The sequence below is a fragment of the Bacillus inaquosorum KCTC 13429 genome (genome assembly GCF_000332645.1).
GTDB lineage: Bacteria > Bacillota > Bacilli > Bacillales > Bacillaceae > Bacillus > Bacillus inaquosorum.
Window position 1 is genome coordinate 245,022 of record NZ_AMXN01000003.1, and the last position, 14,169, is coordinate 259,190.

The following is a 14,169-nucleotide window of genomic DNA, read 5'->3' on the forward strand; positions in this document are numbered from 1 at the left end:
CTAAAGCTTTATACCCTAAATAAAAGGAAATCTGTCCTTAGCCTTGCCTATGCGGCGCATGGTCTTAGGAACAATCATTTTCAGCGGGGCATTGGTTCCGCATCTTTCTTAATACGGTGAATCAACCCTGTTAAAACATTTCCTGGCCCTATTTCCTCAAACTCCATTTGGCCTTTTTTCATTAAGTAGCTTATGCTCTCAGTCCATTTCACTGAATGATTGATTTGATCGGCCAGCGTCTGCTTCATAAATTCGTATGTATACGGTTTGGCATACACATTAGAAATAACCGGGATAGACGGAGGCGAAAAATGGAAGGTATGAAGAAACTGCTCGAATTCTTCTTTTGCTTTATTCATGTATCTGGAATGAAACGCGCCGCTTACGTTTAAGAGGAGTACCATTGTAACTTCAGTCATCGTTTCAAAAAGAGATGCGGCTTTTTCGATATCATCTTTTCGGCCTGAAATCACTATTTGATATGGGGCGTTCACATTAGCGATATCAACATTGTGTAAATGGTATTTTTGCAGAGCCTTTGCAACCTGCTCTTCATTTAATCCCATAACAGCGGCCATACCGCCATTGCTTACCATACTCATCAGCTCGCCTCTTTTTCTGACAAGCTTTAAACCTGTCTCAAAGTCAAAGGCCCCAGCTGCAAATAGCGCATTGTACTCACCCAAGCTGTGCCCGGCGACAAAGTCAGGCTTAGCTTCTGCTTCTCGGATTTTTTTCAGGTAGCTTAATGCGTTTACCACATATAAAGCCGGCTGAGTAAATTGCGTTTTGTTTAAATTAGAATAAGGATTTTCTAAGCAAAGACGTTTAATTGAATACCCTAAGATCTCATCTGCCTGAGCCGTCAGTTCTTTAAATTCAGTAAATAGATCGCTGCCCATTCCCTGTTTCTGTGAACCCTGACCCGGAAAAACATATGTGATCATTATCTCAAAGCCACCCTTCCGATAAGTAGATTTGTATCACTTCTGTATGATTTTTTTTAAAAATAGTGATGACCGGATAAATAGTAGCATGTTCATGTTGATGGTAACCTCTGTCAATATGTCCGTCAAGTTAATTTTTCCTACAGTTTACTCGATTGCTTTCCTGCTTTTTTCAATTAAGGCATAAAGGATCAGGGCATATCACACAACATAAGAAAAATGACCTGCATCACATTAAAGGTCGCCATATGCTGACAATGCGCTTCAACTTATCACCTGAGCCTTTTCGATACAAATCAAATCCTTCTATGTAATCATTTTAAAAAATACTAATTATTTAGATATTCGAAGAAAAATAGGATAATAGATTCAGAAGAATTATTTAAAATCAAAAATACCTTTTTGGTTTTTACGGGTGCGAAATTTCACAAAATATTCTATCTTATCAATTTGAAAATAAATATTATACTGATAAAGATCCTCTATCGTATAGCCGGGCACTTTGCCAAATGAGTGACCAGGATAAACCCGTACATAGGGTGAAACCTCTGACTTAATCCTTTGAATGCTTCTGAACATCTCTTCCGCAGAACTGCCATCATCCTCACATATGCCGCACCCTTCTGTAAATACCGTATCTCCGGTAAAAATACTATTAGAAAACAAATAACACATTCCGCCGGCTGTATGCCCCGGCGTGAGAAGGCATTGCGCACTTGTGTTTCCTATGCTGATCGTCTGATGATCATGAAGGCCAATTAAATTTCTGCATCGGAATTGATAATAATCAATTTCTTTTTGGGACATATAAACTTGAGCGTTAAACATCTTTGTCAGCGGCTCTACCAGGTTTACATGATCATAATGAGAGTGTGTCAATACAATTGCTGTTAATTCAGCTTCGAGTTCTGAAAGTTTAGTTGTTATTTTACTCAGTTCCCATGAGGGGTCAACAACAATTGCAGATTTACTTACAATATCTTCAATGATATAGCAATAATTCGTCCAGCCCTGATACCTTGTTTTAATTGGATGTACCTTATAAGTAAGATTCATTTACACCATTCCTATCATGTAAAGTTCTTAAATGAAAGTTAGACAAACTGTTCAATCCTCAGTCCGTCTATCATTCCACTTTACCAAACGGCATGATTGTTTTCCATTTTTTTCAGAGGCCCTTGTTCTTTTTGCATATAAAAAAGCTATTCCTTTGGAAGCATGTCCAACAAGAATAGCTCTTCGTTTAGGTATTTCTTTCTTCTATCCCACATGTTTCTTCTATGCAAATTGATGCTACATGCTGCATAATGACACGTTTGATGCGATCTTTATTCACTCGCACAGGGTCAAGCATCGCATGTAAAGCCAAGCCGTCAATTAGCGCGTAAAGTCTCTCAGCTTCAATGTCTTTATCAGCATTCTGCTTCAGTAAATCAAATTCATCTAAATAGGCAACCAGATTCCGCATGCCGCTGTAAATCCCGTCATGATCCGCATCAAACATATCCTTTTTATGTCTGGCGTAAACCGTAAAGGCGAACCACACCTCCATCTCTCTAATCGTTTCTTCATTCGTTGGGACAATTTCAAGCAAAATATGCAACACTTTTTCCTTAGGGGGCAAATCCTTCATTGCAATGTCCTTAATTCGGGCCATCGCCTTTTCCTGAACAAGTTTCATTGCAAAAACAAGCAGTTCATCTTGAGTAGAAAAATAATGGCGCAGTGCACCTAATGACAATCCTGCTTCCTTTGCAATGTTTCTGGCTGAGGCTCCCTCCATCCCCCGTTCTAAAATCACGCGCCACGTCGCTTCTGCAATTTGTTTTCTTCTTTTCTCATGGTCAATTTGTTTTGGCATAGTTTTATTGTAACAAGAAAAAAATAAGAGAGCAATTTTTATAATACAGTTGTGTTATAAAAATAAAGATGGTAAAATATTGTTTAAATAATACAACTGTATTGAAAAGAGGGGAATGGATTGAACGGTATCGCATGGATGATTGTCTTCTGTGAAATTGCATTTTGGGTTGTGATTGTTTTAGGGCTTGCTGTACGCTACCTATTCAAACAACATACATTAGGACTGCTATTCCTTGCCTTAACCCCAGTGATCGATTTGATCTTATTAGCGGCAACTGCTGTGGACCTTTACCGCGGAGCCTCAGCGACTGCTGCCCACGGGATTGCGGCTGTTTACATCGGTATATCGATCGCTTATGGGAAACAAATGATTCAATGGGCGGATGAAAGATTTCAATATTATGTGACAAAACAAGGAGCCAAACCGCTGAAGCGTTATGGAATGGATCATGCCAAGCACTATGCAAAAAGCTGGATAAGACACGTGCTGTCCTACCTTATTGGTGCGGGATTATTAGCAGGAATGATCTACTTCATCAATGATTCTGCCCGAACCGAGGCATTAAGCGGCATTCTTAAAACATGGACAGTCATTTTAGGCATTGATTTTCTCTTTACCGCCAGCTATTTTATTTGGCCGAAAAAAGAGAAAGCTTCGTCAACTCTCAAAAGTTAACATGATGAAAAAGAAGGTCCTTTCCGCTGGAAAAGGGCTTTTTAAGTTTTTGTCAAAATATGTTATACTGTTTTCCGGTGATCTACTGGGATCTCCACCCTTGCTGTTTTCATTAAAATAAGCTTAGGAGATTCATATTACAATGAGTAAGTAAGCATGTGAAAGGAGTGTCGTGCTTGAGCCAAAAAGAACAGAACGAGCAGTTTAAAGAGGTAAAGCTGAGCTCGAAATTAATCGTAATTGCATCTATCATTCTTATCGTTACCATTGCACTAGCAGTGATCTTCGGCGGGTATTTCTTCGGGATGAAAGGGTTATTCTCTATACTGGGCATCACATACGATTCCAATCAAACATTAGTTTTATTTATTTTAGTCTGTTTTGCTGCAGGCTTGATCATAGACCCACTCACAATGATTGTCTCTATGATTCTGGCAAAATCACTTTCATTGAAAAAGACTGCACTTTTTGCTTTTATCCTGTACTTTATCAGCAATTTCATAACGATCTGTTTTGCGGATTACTTTATGCAGTCTATATATATTCCAGATGTCTTGCTTTTTGTGATATCAGCATTGATGGCTTTCATTGAACTTGCATTTGATGAACAGCCTAATGAAGGAACTGTTAAAAACAGCCTGTGATATTTCAAGTGGTTTTTACTTTTACCCAGATTGAAATATGAGAGAACAAAAATTCATTTCCATAACTAATACACTCAAACAACAGCTCACATCTTTTTTGCTTTCTCATCACAAAAAAAACTCCCTGTTCATAAAAAACAGGAAGCAAAACAATGTTGATTTGATTTAGATTCTGCATTCATAAATAATTCCTTCCATCTCATGCTCAAGCTCATCCACAAGGATGATTCTATTTGAATCGAATGTCATGTTCCCACCTCCCTACCTAAAATATACATTTATTTGAATTATTTGCAACATTTTATTATGGCAAGGGATATGTCCATAAACCCATTACGTAGAACATGGGCAAAATATGGGCAAAGTCATTTATTTGATCTTGCCCATTTCGCCATTAAAAAGTCTGCTTATTATTTTGATCAAGTTATTATATGAATTAAATTCTATGGTTGGATACATTTCATTTGCTATTCGATTTGCAAAATATTCTTTCCAAACCATAAGAGCTAGTGGAACTATTGCTAGATCTGTTCCTTTAGCATTAAAATCATTAACACTAAAGTTTACTGGATCATTTACGTGAGCTAATTCATGAAAAAAGACATTCAGACCTCTATTGTTTTCTGGATTATCTTTATCTTTTGCTCTAATATTAGATATCATCTCCGTTAAAATTTCAGGAGTGATAAACAATAGTAGCTTTTGTATATTCTCGGCTCCTAAATACTTCACCATCATCGCACGGCCTTTTCCAATACTATCATTTGTATATCGTATATCTGAGAGGCTTGCCTTTTACCTTGAGTACTGCAAATAAATCTTCTTCATAGCATTCACTAAACACTATTTTCTCTAACTTATCTGTCTTTAAAATTGTATTGGCTAGATTCTCTATAACTTTTTTAAATAGATCCATTTTATTATCACTTAAACTATATTGTTTATTATCTATTTCGATAGCATTTCTTATCTCTATTTCCAAAGTTCCACACCCCCTTTTCATTTAATACCCTATTTTTCTCAATTCCCTATATGTTTTATACTGTGCAACTCGTCGAACTGTGCCAACCCCTTGCCCTATCTGTTTTCAAGCTAAAACCCTAACATTAATTGCACACCTGTTATCTTTTATGGAACTCAAAAAAATTAAAATAAAACGTTCACCATAGAGTTCTGGATGAGTCATTAAAAACAATGTTAAAAAATCTAAATGCTAAGTACACAGTTTAGCAAGTGATTAATCCCAATAAAAAACGCTCTCCCGATTTTAGGAAAGCGTCTATTGATTTGATTTATTGCTTATTACTTAAATATTTCTAGGGAAACACTATAAAGTGGTTTTCATGAAGCTTCATCATTAGGCCGTTACTGTCCATTTTAAGAATAACCAACCTTCTCTATTTAGGATAGAACGGAGTTGATCCTTTACTCACTTTATTTCTTTTTTGTTTGGTAATAGGTTTATTCACGTATTTTTCACCTGAATTAATTGTTTTATCAACTGCGTTACTCTTTTCTTGAGCAATTGCACTATCTCGCGTATCCTCGGCTGCATTACTTTCCTTCATAGCTATTGCTGCTCTCTTTACATTACTAATACTTGTAAGTTCAGGGTTTTGTTCTTGCGTTAAATAAAGATTAATGTTTATTTGAAGTGGTGTATCTTCTAATACTTCTTCTATTTTCTTTTTTATTTCTTTATTTAATAAATCTCTATCATTGATTTTAAAATTCCTGTCCACATGTCTTTCTGGTCTATTAAACATGGTGCTTTCACCTCTTTCTAATAAAAAGATACCACCCTACTACTGTTTAAGAATGTAGATAGGGTGGTGCCACTATTCCCTTTAAATAGCACTCAACTAATGTTTAGGAGTCCAGATTTTAGAACTCCCTTTATGCTTACCGTCATCTTTCTTATATTCAGTGTCTTTTTTACGTTTTTTATGCTTAACAGACTGATCAAAATCTGAATTTTCGGGATCACGAGATGCATTACTATGACCTTGAGCAACTGCGCTTTTCCTTGGGTTATCTGAAGCTTGACTATAATCTTGGGCAATTGCACTGCCGTCGTTATCCTCGGCTGCATTACTATTTCTAATAGCAATTGCAGTATCAGCAAAATCTCCAATCGAGATTAGTACCGGATTCTGTTTTTGATATTTTTTTGACTTTTTCTTATCTTTTTCTTTATCTTTTTCCTTATGATCTATATCTTTATATTTATCATCAAAAAACATATTATAACCTCCCTTATATTAATCCTTTCTGGTTTTTACAGATTGATCAAAATAACTATCTTCAGGGTCCCTAGATGCATTACTGTAATCTTGAGCAACTGCACTATCCATCGGGTTATCTGAAGCACTACTATGACCTTGGGCAACTGCACTGTCATCATTACACTCAGCAGCATTACTACCATCAATAGAAATTGCAGAGTCATTAAAGTTGATAATACTAATTAAAATAGGTTCCTGCTCTTGATCCGGCCGCTTTTTCTTTCTCTTTTCCACGAATTATTCACTCCTTCATATCAATAATTTTTATTCCATATAAGGTATATTCTTTTCACAATTTTGTTTGGACAAATAGTACAAGTTATGCTATTTCAAACATTTTCCTTAAGACCATTTTTTATATAAGGATTTAGCAATTAATCAAATACTATATATTTGCCGATCACTTACCCTCTCTTTTTGAAGATATCTCATAAATGAATTCCATACCTTTTTATGAAGATTTAAAGAAAAGACTCATCCTTGTTGTTTTGGATGAGCCTGGTTATATTTTAAATTTCTTCATAGCGTTGTTCATGGCGCCTTGATTGATTCCGATGTATCGCAGGGTTGTCCGTTGGTCTGAGTGATTAAATATCTCCTGTAGCATAGCAACGTCCTTTGTTTGTAAAAGTGATAACCGAATGTTTTCCTCAATATATGCGTGCCAATGTCATCTAACCCCACATAGGCATTAAATTCCCTTTGAAGGGCTGAAGTCATATCGATTCTCTTTTTTCTTTTTCGTTTTCTTCTCTATGAGATCGTTTAGCGTCTCTTGCTCTCAGCTGCAGAATATCCGATATGCGGAGCCCTGAGTTAATACTGGTCACGAATAGCATGTAATTCCTCATGTTTGCTCTTTTAAAAACCTCTTGATGTAGAAGATACATTCCGGATCACGTATTCTCAAAGCTCCCCAACAACATTGTTGGTCAGTATTTACCTCACTGCTTCAGTTCCTTAAGCGACGTACTATAAAGCAAAGTTATTCTAAATCAACTAGTTTTTCTAATGAAACAGCCAAGAAAACCACCCTTTTATAATTTATAATCGTATTAAATCACAAAAAAGTAAATTATATTTTTTAATCATAAAATTCCCTTATGAATCTAAATATCGGACAAATCTGCTTGCACAACAGTTGCCTAATCCTTAAATTCTGTCCACCCGATTGGGAACCCCATGAGACCACTCTATACACGCCGGGTTCAGCTAGCTAGCAAGCCAGCAACTGATTCGGTTCCTGTTTGAAAATCACTGAAACGGGTAATGTCTGATGGTTCCAATTCGGTCCTATTGGCCCCTTACAAACCCTGACCGTAAGTGTTGGCAACATCACTGTATCCACCAAAGAACGGTTGCCCTAACGATTTCATCCCCTAGTCACTTTAGTTAACGATTTAACAAAATATAAAGACTGGCAAGAAATAACAAGGAAACGCACGGCGAAAAATATGATGACTCCCCTTTCTTTATCACAACTCCAAAGGGGAAAGATTTTGGGCCATACGCAATTAATAAAGTAATAGACGCAGTTCTAGATAAAACAGATTTGCATCATAAAACCCCACATGGTCTAAGGCATACTCATGCAATCATGCTGTTAGAAAGTGGTGCAGATCTTAAATATGTAAGTGAACGACTTGGTCATACTACAGTCAAGATAACTGCAGATGTTTAAATTCATTTCACTGAAAAAACACAATAAAAAAAGCATTGATCAATTCGAAGAATATCTCAATGCTTGAAAAATGTATGGGCAAAATATGGGCAAAGGGGGTATTCCCCTCCGCCAACCCCCGCTACATCACGCGTTTGAACATCTTTTCCATCTCATATGTCGAATGGTGTATGATGATCGGCCGGCCGTGCGGGCATGTAAATGGATCTGATGTGCTTCGGAGGTCGTCCAGAAGCGCTTTGATTTCGTCATTTCTGAGGTGGCGGTTCGCTTTGATGGAGCCCTTACAGCTCATCATAATCGCCGCTTCCTCGCGCAGTTTTTTAATATCAATATGTTTGGAGTCGAGCACCTGCTGAATGATTTCTTCAATCAGCTCAGCTTCTTCCCCCTTTGGAAACCAGGCCGGGTGGCAGCGGACGATGTAGCTGTTTGAGCCGAATGACTCTAAAAAAACACCGACGCTTTCGAGTTCTTGTTTGTGCTGTTCAATAATCAATGCCTCGTTCGTGGAGTAGTGGAACGTCAGCGGCACGATCATATCCTGCACCTCAGGTTCAACCTCTCCCACCTTTTCACGGAAGTATTCGTACTTAATACGCTCTTGGGCGGCGTGCTGGTCGATAATATACAGGCCGTTTTCGTTTTGTGCCAATATATAAGTCCCATGCATTTGGCCGATCGGGTACATAATCGGAACCCGCTCAGACGTTGGCTCAGGCTGTTCTTCTTGATGGTATTCTTGCTCAAATGCTTCAGGCTGTTCTTCTGAAACATCAGGCACCTCAATGCTTTGTTCCTCATCAACGATAGGAGGAGCATTAAATTGGAGAGGAGGCAATTCTTCCTCCGCATCAACCGGCTCTTTCACGACTGAGCTGAGCTTCATTGGGGAATAAGATGGCGCAGGCGCTTTTTCCGGAACTTTTCTTTCCGCAGGCTTTTCATCAAAGGTTATGAACTGTTGCTCATTTTTGATGACAGGTGCCGATTTTTTCGGGAGCTGGGCACTCGGAATCAGCTGCTGCTGTTTAAATACATCTTTAATTCCGTCACGAATTAAGTCATGTAGCTCTGTTTCCTTGCTGAGACGAACCTCAAGCTTCGATGGGTGCACGTTGACATCGACTAAAATCGGGTCCATCGTAATTTCTATAAAGGTAATCGGATGACGCCCAATGGGCAGAAGGGTATGGTATCCTTCATGGACCGCTTTGACGAGCGGGAAATTTTTAATGTAACGGCCATTGATCACAGACGACATATAATTTCTCGACGCCCGTGTAATCTCTGGGAGAGCGATATATCCCTTTACTTCAAAATCCAAAGAGCTCACATGCAGCGGAAGCATTTTTTTGGCGACAGCCGTTCCGTAAATCGCTGCCAGGACATGACGCACATCTCCGTTTCCGTTCGTTTGAAGCAGGTTTTTCCCATGATGGCGCAGGCGGATTGATACCTCCGGATGCGCCAGTGCAATACGGTTGACTACATCAGTGATATTTCCAAGCTCTGTATGAACGGTTTTCATATATTTCAAGCGGGCCGGTGTGTTAAAAAACAGGTTAGAAACGACGATTTCAGTTCCCTTTCTGCTTGAGGAACGTGATTCAGAAATGACATTCCCTCCTTGGAGGACGAGCTTCGTCCCTGCTCCCTCACCGGTGCTTGTCGTAATCTCCAGATGAGAGACTGACGCGATACTCGGCAGTGCTTCTCCCCTAAAACCAAGCGTTCTCACCCTGAATAAATCATTTTCATCTTTAATTTTACTCGTTGCGTGGCGTCGAAAAGCACGCTTGCAATCTTCATTTTCCATTCCTTCGCCGTTATCCAACACTCGAATGGATGCAAGACCTGCTTCCTCAATATCGATTTCAATGACTGTGCTGTCAGCGTCGATCGCATTTTCCACCAATTCTTTGACGACTGAGGCGGGCCGTTCCACAACCCCCCCCCCCGCTATTTTTTTTTAAAGCTCATCTGACAGCTGGATGACTTTTTCCACATTCATCACCCCGGTTTTGGCGATCGGCCCCCCCCCCCCCGCCCGCCGCTATTTTATTTGAAAGCTCATCTGACAGCTGGATGACTTTTGCCACATTCATCACCCCGTTTTAATGTAATTTCTTTTGCAGCTTGTACATTTCATTCATCGCTTCAAGCGGTGTCATATCTAATATATTAAGTGATTTGAAGGCATCAAGCACTTGCTTTTCTTTTTTTGAAAGCTTCGGCGCTTCAGCAGGCTTTTCCGTTTCATCAAAAAAGGACAGCTGTGCCGGCTCTTCTTTCACCTCGGGCTTCTGCTTCTGCACTGGCACTTCCGGTTTGTTCCCTGAATGCTCAAGCTCTTTTAAAATATCTTGAGCGCGCGAAATGAGATCTTCCGGCAGCTCGGCAAGCTGGGCTACATGGATACCGTAGCTTTTGTCGGCTGCCCCTTCTTTTATTTGATGAAGAAAGACAACCGTTCCATTATATTCCTCTGCACGCACATGAACGTTTTTCAGCTGATGCAGCTTGTCCTCAAGAACGGTCAGCTCGTGATAGTGTGTGCTGAACAGCGTCTTGGCGCCGATATGATCGTGAACGTATTCGATAATCGCTTGTGCCAGCGCCATGCCGTCATAAGTGGACGTTCCCCGGCCGATTTCGTCAAACAGAATAAGGCTGTTTTTCGTCGCATTGACAATTGCATTTTTGGCTTCAAGCATTTCCACCATAAATGTACTTTGTCCGGAAATCAAATCATCTGCAGCGCCGATTCGAGTGAAGATTTGATCAAAAATCGGAAGCACCGCTTTCTTCGCGGGTACAAAGCAGCCGATTTGCGCCATGATGGAAATGAGCGCGATTTGTCTCATATACGTACTTTTCCCTGACATGTTTGGACCGGTAATGAGAAGCATTTGTCTGTTATCGCCCATCATACAATTGTTCGGGACATATTCCTGGCTATCCATGACTTTTTCAACAACTGGGTGTCTGCCTTCAATCACTTCGACTTCATCTTCAGAGAACTCCGGTTTCGTATAGTGACGATTTTCACTGATTGTCGCAAAGCACTGAAGTGCATCAAGCTCGCTCATCTGTTTGGCAAGCTGCTGCAGACGCGGAATATACCTCTTCACTTTCTCACGCAGTTCGGTGAACAGCTCGTATTCCAGTTCGCAGATGTTATTTTCCGCTTCTAAAATGAGCGCTTCTTTTTCTTTTAATTCAGGTGTGATGTAGCGCTCTGCATTCGTTAACGTCTGCTTCCTCTCATAGCGCCCTTCCTCAAGCAAGTGCAAATTCGCTTTTGTCACTTCAATATAATAACCGAAAACTTTATTGAAGCCGACCTTTAAAGAGCGAATGCCTGTGTATTCGCGCTCCTGCTGTTCCAGGCGGGCAATCCAGTCCTTTCCGTTTCTGCTTGCATCACGGTATTCATCGAGCTTTTGATTGTATCCGTCTTTAATCAGGTTCCCTTCTTTTAACGATAAAGGAGGGTTAGCGTACAGCGCTTCTTCCAGCAATTCAAGCACATCCCCGCAAGGATCAATCCGTTCCGCACGTTCCTTAGCTTTGTCATGAGCCAGTGAAGCAACCAGCTGTTTGATACCAGGCACTTGCTTTAACGATTCCTTCAGCTGAATTAAATCCCGTGCATTGACATTTCCGAATGCAACACGGCCTGCAAGGCGTTCTAAGTCATATACTTCTTTTAAACGTTCACGCAGATCTTCCCGTTCAAAGAAATGGGATATCAATGTTTCCACCATTTCTTGGCGCTCTTCGATTTGATTGACTCTGATGAGCGGCCGGTCAATCCACTGTTTAAGCAGCCTGCCTCCCATGGCAGTTTTTGTTTCATCCAGCAGCCACAAAAGAGAGCCTTTTTTATTTTTCGAACGGATCGTTTCAGTGAGCTCCAGATTTCGCTTTGAGTACAAGTCAATTTTCATCGCTTCCTCAAGCTCATACACCTGCACGGGCTGAAGATGATCAAGACTGCGTTTTTGGGTTCTTTTCAGGTACGTATATAAGCGCAAAAATGTTTTTGTTACATCTTCATTATTTAAGTGCTCAATGATCGTTACGTGTTCGTCTGTTTCTCCGTCTTCAATTGAGATCGTTGCACCGCACCGCTCTTTCAGCTGTACGACCTTATCGGGATCCATGCTTCCTGAAACCACGATTTCCCGTGCACCGACTGAATAAATTTCTGATATGACGTCTTCAAGCCGTTCAATCAAGACAGCCAAATTTTCTCCCGTTGTTAAATCAGACAGCGCCAGCCCGTATCCGTTCGAGCAGACGGAAACAGATGCGATAAAGTTGTTTTCTGATTCATGGATGCCTTTACCGTCCATTACTGTTCCTGGCGTAATAAGCTGAACCACTTCCCGTTTCACAACGCCCTTTGCGGCTTTTGGATCTTCCGTCTGTTCACAGATCGCCACTTTGTACCCTTTTTTAATAAGCTGCTCAATATACGCAGAAGCAGAATGATACGGCACACCGCACATCGGTATTTTTTCAGCCGCACCGCCGTCTCTGCTCGTTAATGTTATTTCCAGCTCTTGTGACGCTTTTTTGGCGTCCTCAAAAAACATTTCGTAAAAATCACCAAGGCGAAAAAATAAAAAGGCATCCTGGTGCTCTGCCTTTATTTTTAAATATTGCTGTATCATAGGCGTATAACCGGCCATTGTTTAATCCCTCACTATGTATCAACGTTTCTATTTTCCAGCCTTCATTATAACATAAACAAAAAGTGATAAAAGAATGATATATCAATATAAAAAAGAGACTTGGGGGTACTGCCTCCCCTAGTCCCTTTTTTATTCTTCAGGATCTCCCACTAAAAATTCAGGATTGATGTCTTCCAGCTCTTCATCAAGCTCATCTTCCCAATCTTCTTCGTCCTCTTCTTCCCAGTCAGGATTAACCTCAACAACAACTTTTGTTTCTCCCACCACTTCCGCCAAAAACTCCCTTTCCGCCTGCACAACAATTTTATTTCCATTCGGTGAAATGGTCACTTCAAGACAGTTAGGCTGCTGAAGGACTTTTGCAATCACTTCATGCTCATCATCTAAGTAATTGTTGTCTCTGTATCTGAGTTTAATGACATCTACGTATTTCACCCGTTCTGTGACAACCTCTGTTTTTGTGTTGTCCGCGTAAGAGTACCATACGTTTATATCATAATACCCTTCAATTTCTACTGTTTTCCCGATTTTTTCAGCGTCATACTTGTGGTTAATGATCCAACCACCCAAAATGCTGCTCGGTTTTTTCTCAGGGGAGATGGTATTGGTGCATTGGGTGAATTTTCTGCCTTTCGCTACTACCGCCTTCGTAATAATTTCCCTGTATTCAGACATTCCGGCATGCCTCCTTGTTCTTCTTCGTGTTATCTTATGCTGGGCATTTGTCTAGTGTGCATTTTTATAATTAAAATATAAAAATACAAAGTTTCTGTTCCATTGTATGCAGGCGCGCCTAGAAACTTTACTTATAAGTGCGATAAAGTTTCTTCGCGGATGAGAACCCCAAAAAACACTTTGAACATTTGGCACATAGATTTTTTAGTTCATTTTTAGCCGCATAAGTCTAAAAAAACACGGGCCTGTAAAGGCACCGTGTTTAGAAAGAACAGCTGTTATTTGAATGCTTCACCTTTGAACCGGTTTCCCCTTTCAGAAGGTTTCCTCCGGTTGACGTGATGATTTCATTTGTGACTTGGTTGGAAATGGTGTGTGCAACGAGCTGCAGAAGGTCATTTACCTCCATCTGCGAGTCTCTGAATTCCTGGATGACAGGAATCTCTTCAAGCTCTTCTTGCAGCGCGTCAATTTTTGCTTCTACTTGTTTGAGCGCTTCATGCTTTTCGTAATGCTTCAGATTGACAGCTTGCTTTTGCAGGGCTTTAATCTGATTAATGATTGCAGACACTTTGTCATTCTCATTGATTTGCGCTTCAGCCCGTTTGAAAAAATCAACCTCTTCTGTTTCAGAGATCATTTTTGCAAGGTTTCGTGCCTGCTGCACAATGTCTTTTTTTGAGTAGAGCGTCATC

15 protein-coding genes and 2 pseudogenes are annotated in these 14,169 nt (G+C 40.1%); 3 read left to right on the top strand and 14 right to left on the bottom strand.

The window, feature by feature from the left end; all coding sequences use genetic code 11:
- Window positions 1–80 precede the first annotated feature (80 nt).
- The 4 genes and pseudogenes from fabD to BSI_RS12025 form a co-directional block, all read right to left on the bottom strand.
- Complete coding sequence (gene fabD / locus BSI_RS12035; RefSeq protein ID WP_003238400.1) at window positions 81–947, bottom strand: ACP S-malonyltransferase; 867 nt, start codon at window positions 945–947, stop codon at window positions 81–83.
- Window positions 947–1,215: pseudogene (locus tag BSI_RS0121110) on the bottom strand (hypothetical protein). Before BSI_RS0121110 ends, fabD begins: the two are co-directional and overlap by 1 nt.
- A gap of 110 nt (window positions 1,216–1,325) precedes the next feature.
- The gene (locus tag BSI_RS12030; RefSeq protein WP_003238401.1) at window positions 1,326–2,003 is read right to left on the bottom strand and encodes an MBL fold metallo-hydrolase; all 678 of its coding nucleotides are present in this window, start codon (window positions 2,001–2,003) and stop codon (window positions 1,326–1,328) included.
- Between the two features lie 187 nt (window positions 2,004–2,190).
- Complete coding sequence (locus BSI_RS12025) at window positions 2,191–2,808, bottom strand: TetR/AcrR family transcriptional regulator (RefSeq protein ID WP_003238404.1); 618 nt, start codon at window positions 2,806–2,808, stop codon at window positions 2,191–2,193.
- Window positions 2,809–2,928: 120 nt separating this feature from the next.
- Here BSI_RS12025 and BSI_RS12020 point away from each other — a divergent pair, with 120 nt between their 5' ends.
- Window positions 2,929–3,486 (top strand): hypothetical protein, encoded by a 558-nt coding sequence (locus BSI_RS12020; protein WP_003238406.1) that lies wholly within the window; start codon window positions 2,929–2,931, stop codon window positions 3,484–3,486.
- A 176-nt stretch (window positions 3,487–3,662) separates the two neighbouring features.
- The gene (locus tag BSI_RS12015) at window positions 3,663–4,130 is read left to right on the top strand and encodes a regulatory YrvL family protein (protein WP_003238408.1); all 468 of its coding nucleotides are present in this window, start codon (window positions 3,663–3,665) and stop codon (window positions 4,128–4,130) included.
- A gap of 369 nt (window positions 4,131–4,499) precedes the next feature.
- On the opposite strand, the gene BSI_RS12010 is transcribed toward BSI_RS12015, so the two are convergent.
- The 6 genes and pseudogenes from BSI_RS12010 to BSI_RS22125 all read right to left on the bottom strand — a co-directional run bounded on the left by BSI_RS12010 (window position 4,500) and on the right by BSI_RS22125 (window position 7,325).
- Window positions 4,500–4,868: a hypothetical protein gene (locus BSI_RS12010; RefSeq protein WP_003238411.1), complete on the bottom strand. Its 369-nt coding sequence runs from the start codon at window positions 4,866–4,868 to the stop codon at window positions 4,500–4,502.
- Between the two features lie 22 nt (window positions 4,869–4,890).
- Window positions 4,891–5,112: a hypothetical protein gene (locus BSI_RS12005; protein ID WP_003238413.1), complete on the bottom strand. Its 222-nt coding sequence runs from the start codon at window positions 5,110–5,112 to the stop codon at window positions 4,891–4,893.
- A 415-nt stretch (window positions 5,113–5,527) separates the two neighbouring features.
- On the bottom strand, window positions 5,528–5,896 hold the full coding sequence (locus BSI_RS12000; RefSeq protein ID WP_003238415.1) for a hypothetical protein: 369 nt from the start codon (window positions 5,894–5,896) through the stop codon (window positions 5,528–5,530).
- A 96-nt stretch (window positions 5,897–5,992) separates the two neighbouring features.
- The gene (locus BSI_RS11995) at window positions 5,993–6,373 is read right to left on the bottom strand and encodes a hypothetical protein (RefSeq protein ID WP_003238417.1); all 381 of its coding nucleotides are present in this window, start codon (window positions 6,371–6,373) and stop codon (window positions 5,993–5,995) included.
- Window positions 6,374–6,391: 18 nt separating this feature from the next.
- Window positions 6,392–6,649 (bottom strand): hypothetical protein, encoded by a 258-nt coding sequence (locus BSI_RS0121115; protein WP_050556887.1) that lies wholly within the window; start codon window positions 6,647–6,649, stop codon window positions 6,392–6,394.
- 268 nt (window positions 6,650–6,917) lie between these two features.
- A pseudogene (locus BSI_RS22125) lies at window positions 6,918–7,325 on the bottom strand (tyrosine-type recombinase/integrase).
- 564 nt (window positions 7,326–7,889) lie between these two features.
- Here BSI_RS22125 and BSI_RS22130 point away from each other — a divergent pair.
- The gene (locus BSI_RS22130; RefSeq protein ID WP_258173529.1) at window positions 7,890–8,096 is read left to right on the top strand and encodes a tyrosine-type recombinase/integrase; all 207 of its coding nucleotides are present in this window, start codon (window positions 7,890–7,892) and stop codon (window positions 8,094–8,096) included.
- 121 nt (window positions 8,097–8,217) lie between these two features.
- Here the strand turns inward: BSI_RS22130 and mutL are convergent, their stop codons facing one another.
- The 4 genes from mutL to ricA form a co-directional block, all read right to left on the bottom strand.
- A complete protein-coding gene (mutL, locus tag BSI_RS11990; protein WP_258173530.1) occupies window positions 8,218–10,062 on the bottom strand; it encodes a DNA mismatch repair endonuclease MutL in 1,845 nt (614 codons plus the stop codon).
- 151 nt (window positions 10,063–10,213) lie between these two features.
- The gene (gene mutS, locus BSI_RS11985) at window positions 10,214–12,796 is read right to left on the bottom strand and encodes a DNA mismatch repair protein MutS (RefSeq protein WP_003238426.1); all 2,583 of its coding nucleotides are present in this window, start codon (window positions 12,794–12,796) and stop codon (window positions 10,214–10,216) included.
- 132 nt (window positions 12,797–12,928) lie between these two features.
- Window positions 12,929–13,474 carry an outer spore coat protein CotE gene (gene cotE / locus BSI_RS11980; RefSeq protein ID WP_003221022.1) on the bottom strand — a complete coding sequence of 182 codons (546 nt, stop codon included), beginning with the start codon at window positions 13,472–13,474 and terminating at the stop codon, window positions 12,929–12,931.
- A 262-nt stretch (window positions 13,475–13,736) separates the two neighbouring features.
- Window positions 13,737–14,168 (bottom strand): regulatory iron-sulfur-containing complex subunit RicA, encoded by a 432-nt coding sequence (gene ricA / locus BSI_RS11975; protein ID WP_003238428.1) that lies wholly within the window; start codon window positions 14,166–14,168, stop codon window positions 13,737–13,739.
- Window position 14,169 lies beyond the last annotated feature (1 nt).

Coding starts and splice junctions, on each gene's coding strand:
- fabD (WP_003238400.1), bottom strand. CDS start 947: ATGATCACATATGTTTTTCCGGGTCAGGGTTCACAGAAACAGGGAATG.
- BSI_RS12030 (WP_003238401.1), bottom strand. CDS start 2,003: ATGAATCTTACTTATAAGGTACATCCAATTAAAACAAGGTATCAGGGC.
- BSI_RS12025 (WP_003238404.1), bottom strand. CDS start 2,808: ATGCCAAAACAAATTGACCATGAGAAAAGAAGAAAACAAATTGCAGAA.
- BSI_RS12010 (WP_003238411.1), bottom strand. CDS start 4,868: ATGATGGTGAAGTATTTAGGAGCCGAGAATATACAAAAGCTACTATTG.
- BSI_RS12000 (WP_003238415.1), bottom strand. CDS start 5,896: ATGTTTAATAGACCAGAAAGACATGTGGACAGGAATTTTAAAATCAAT.
- BSI_RS11995 (WP_003238417.1), bottom strand. CDS start 6,373: ATGTTTTTTGATGATAAATATAAAGATATAGATCATAAGGAAAAAGAT.
- mutS (WP_003238426.1), bottom strand. CDS start 12,796: ATGGCCGGTTATACGCCTATGATACAGCAATATTTAAAAATAAAGGCA.
- cotE (WP_003221022.1), bottom strand. CDS start 13,474: ATGTCTGAATACAGGGAAATTATTACGAAGGCGGTAGTAGCGAAAGGC.
- ricA (WP_003238428.1), bottom strand. CDS start 14,168: ATGACGCTCTACTCAAAAAAAGACATTGTGCAGCAGGCACGAAACCTT.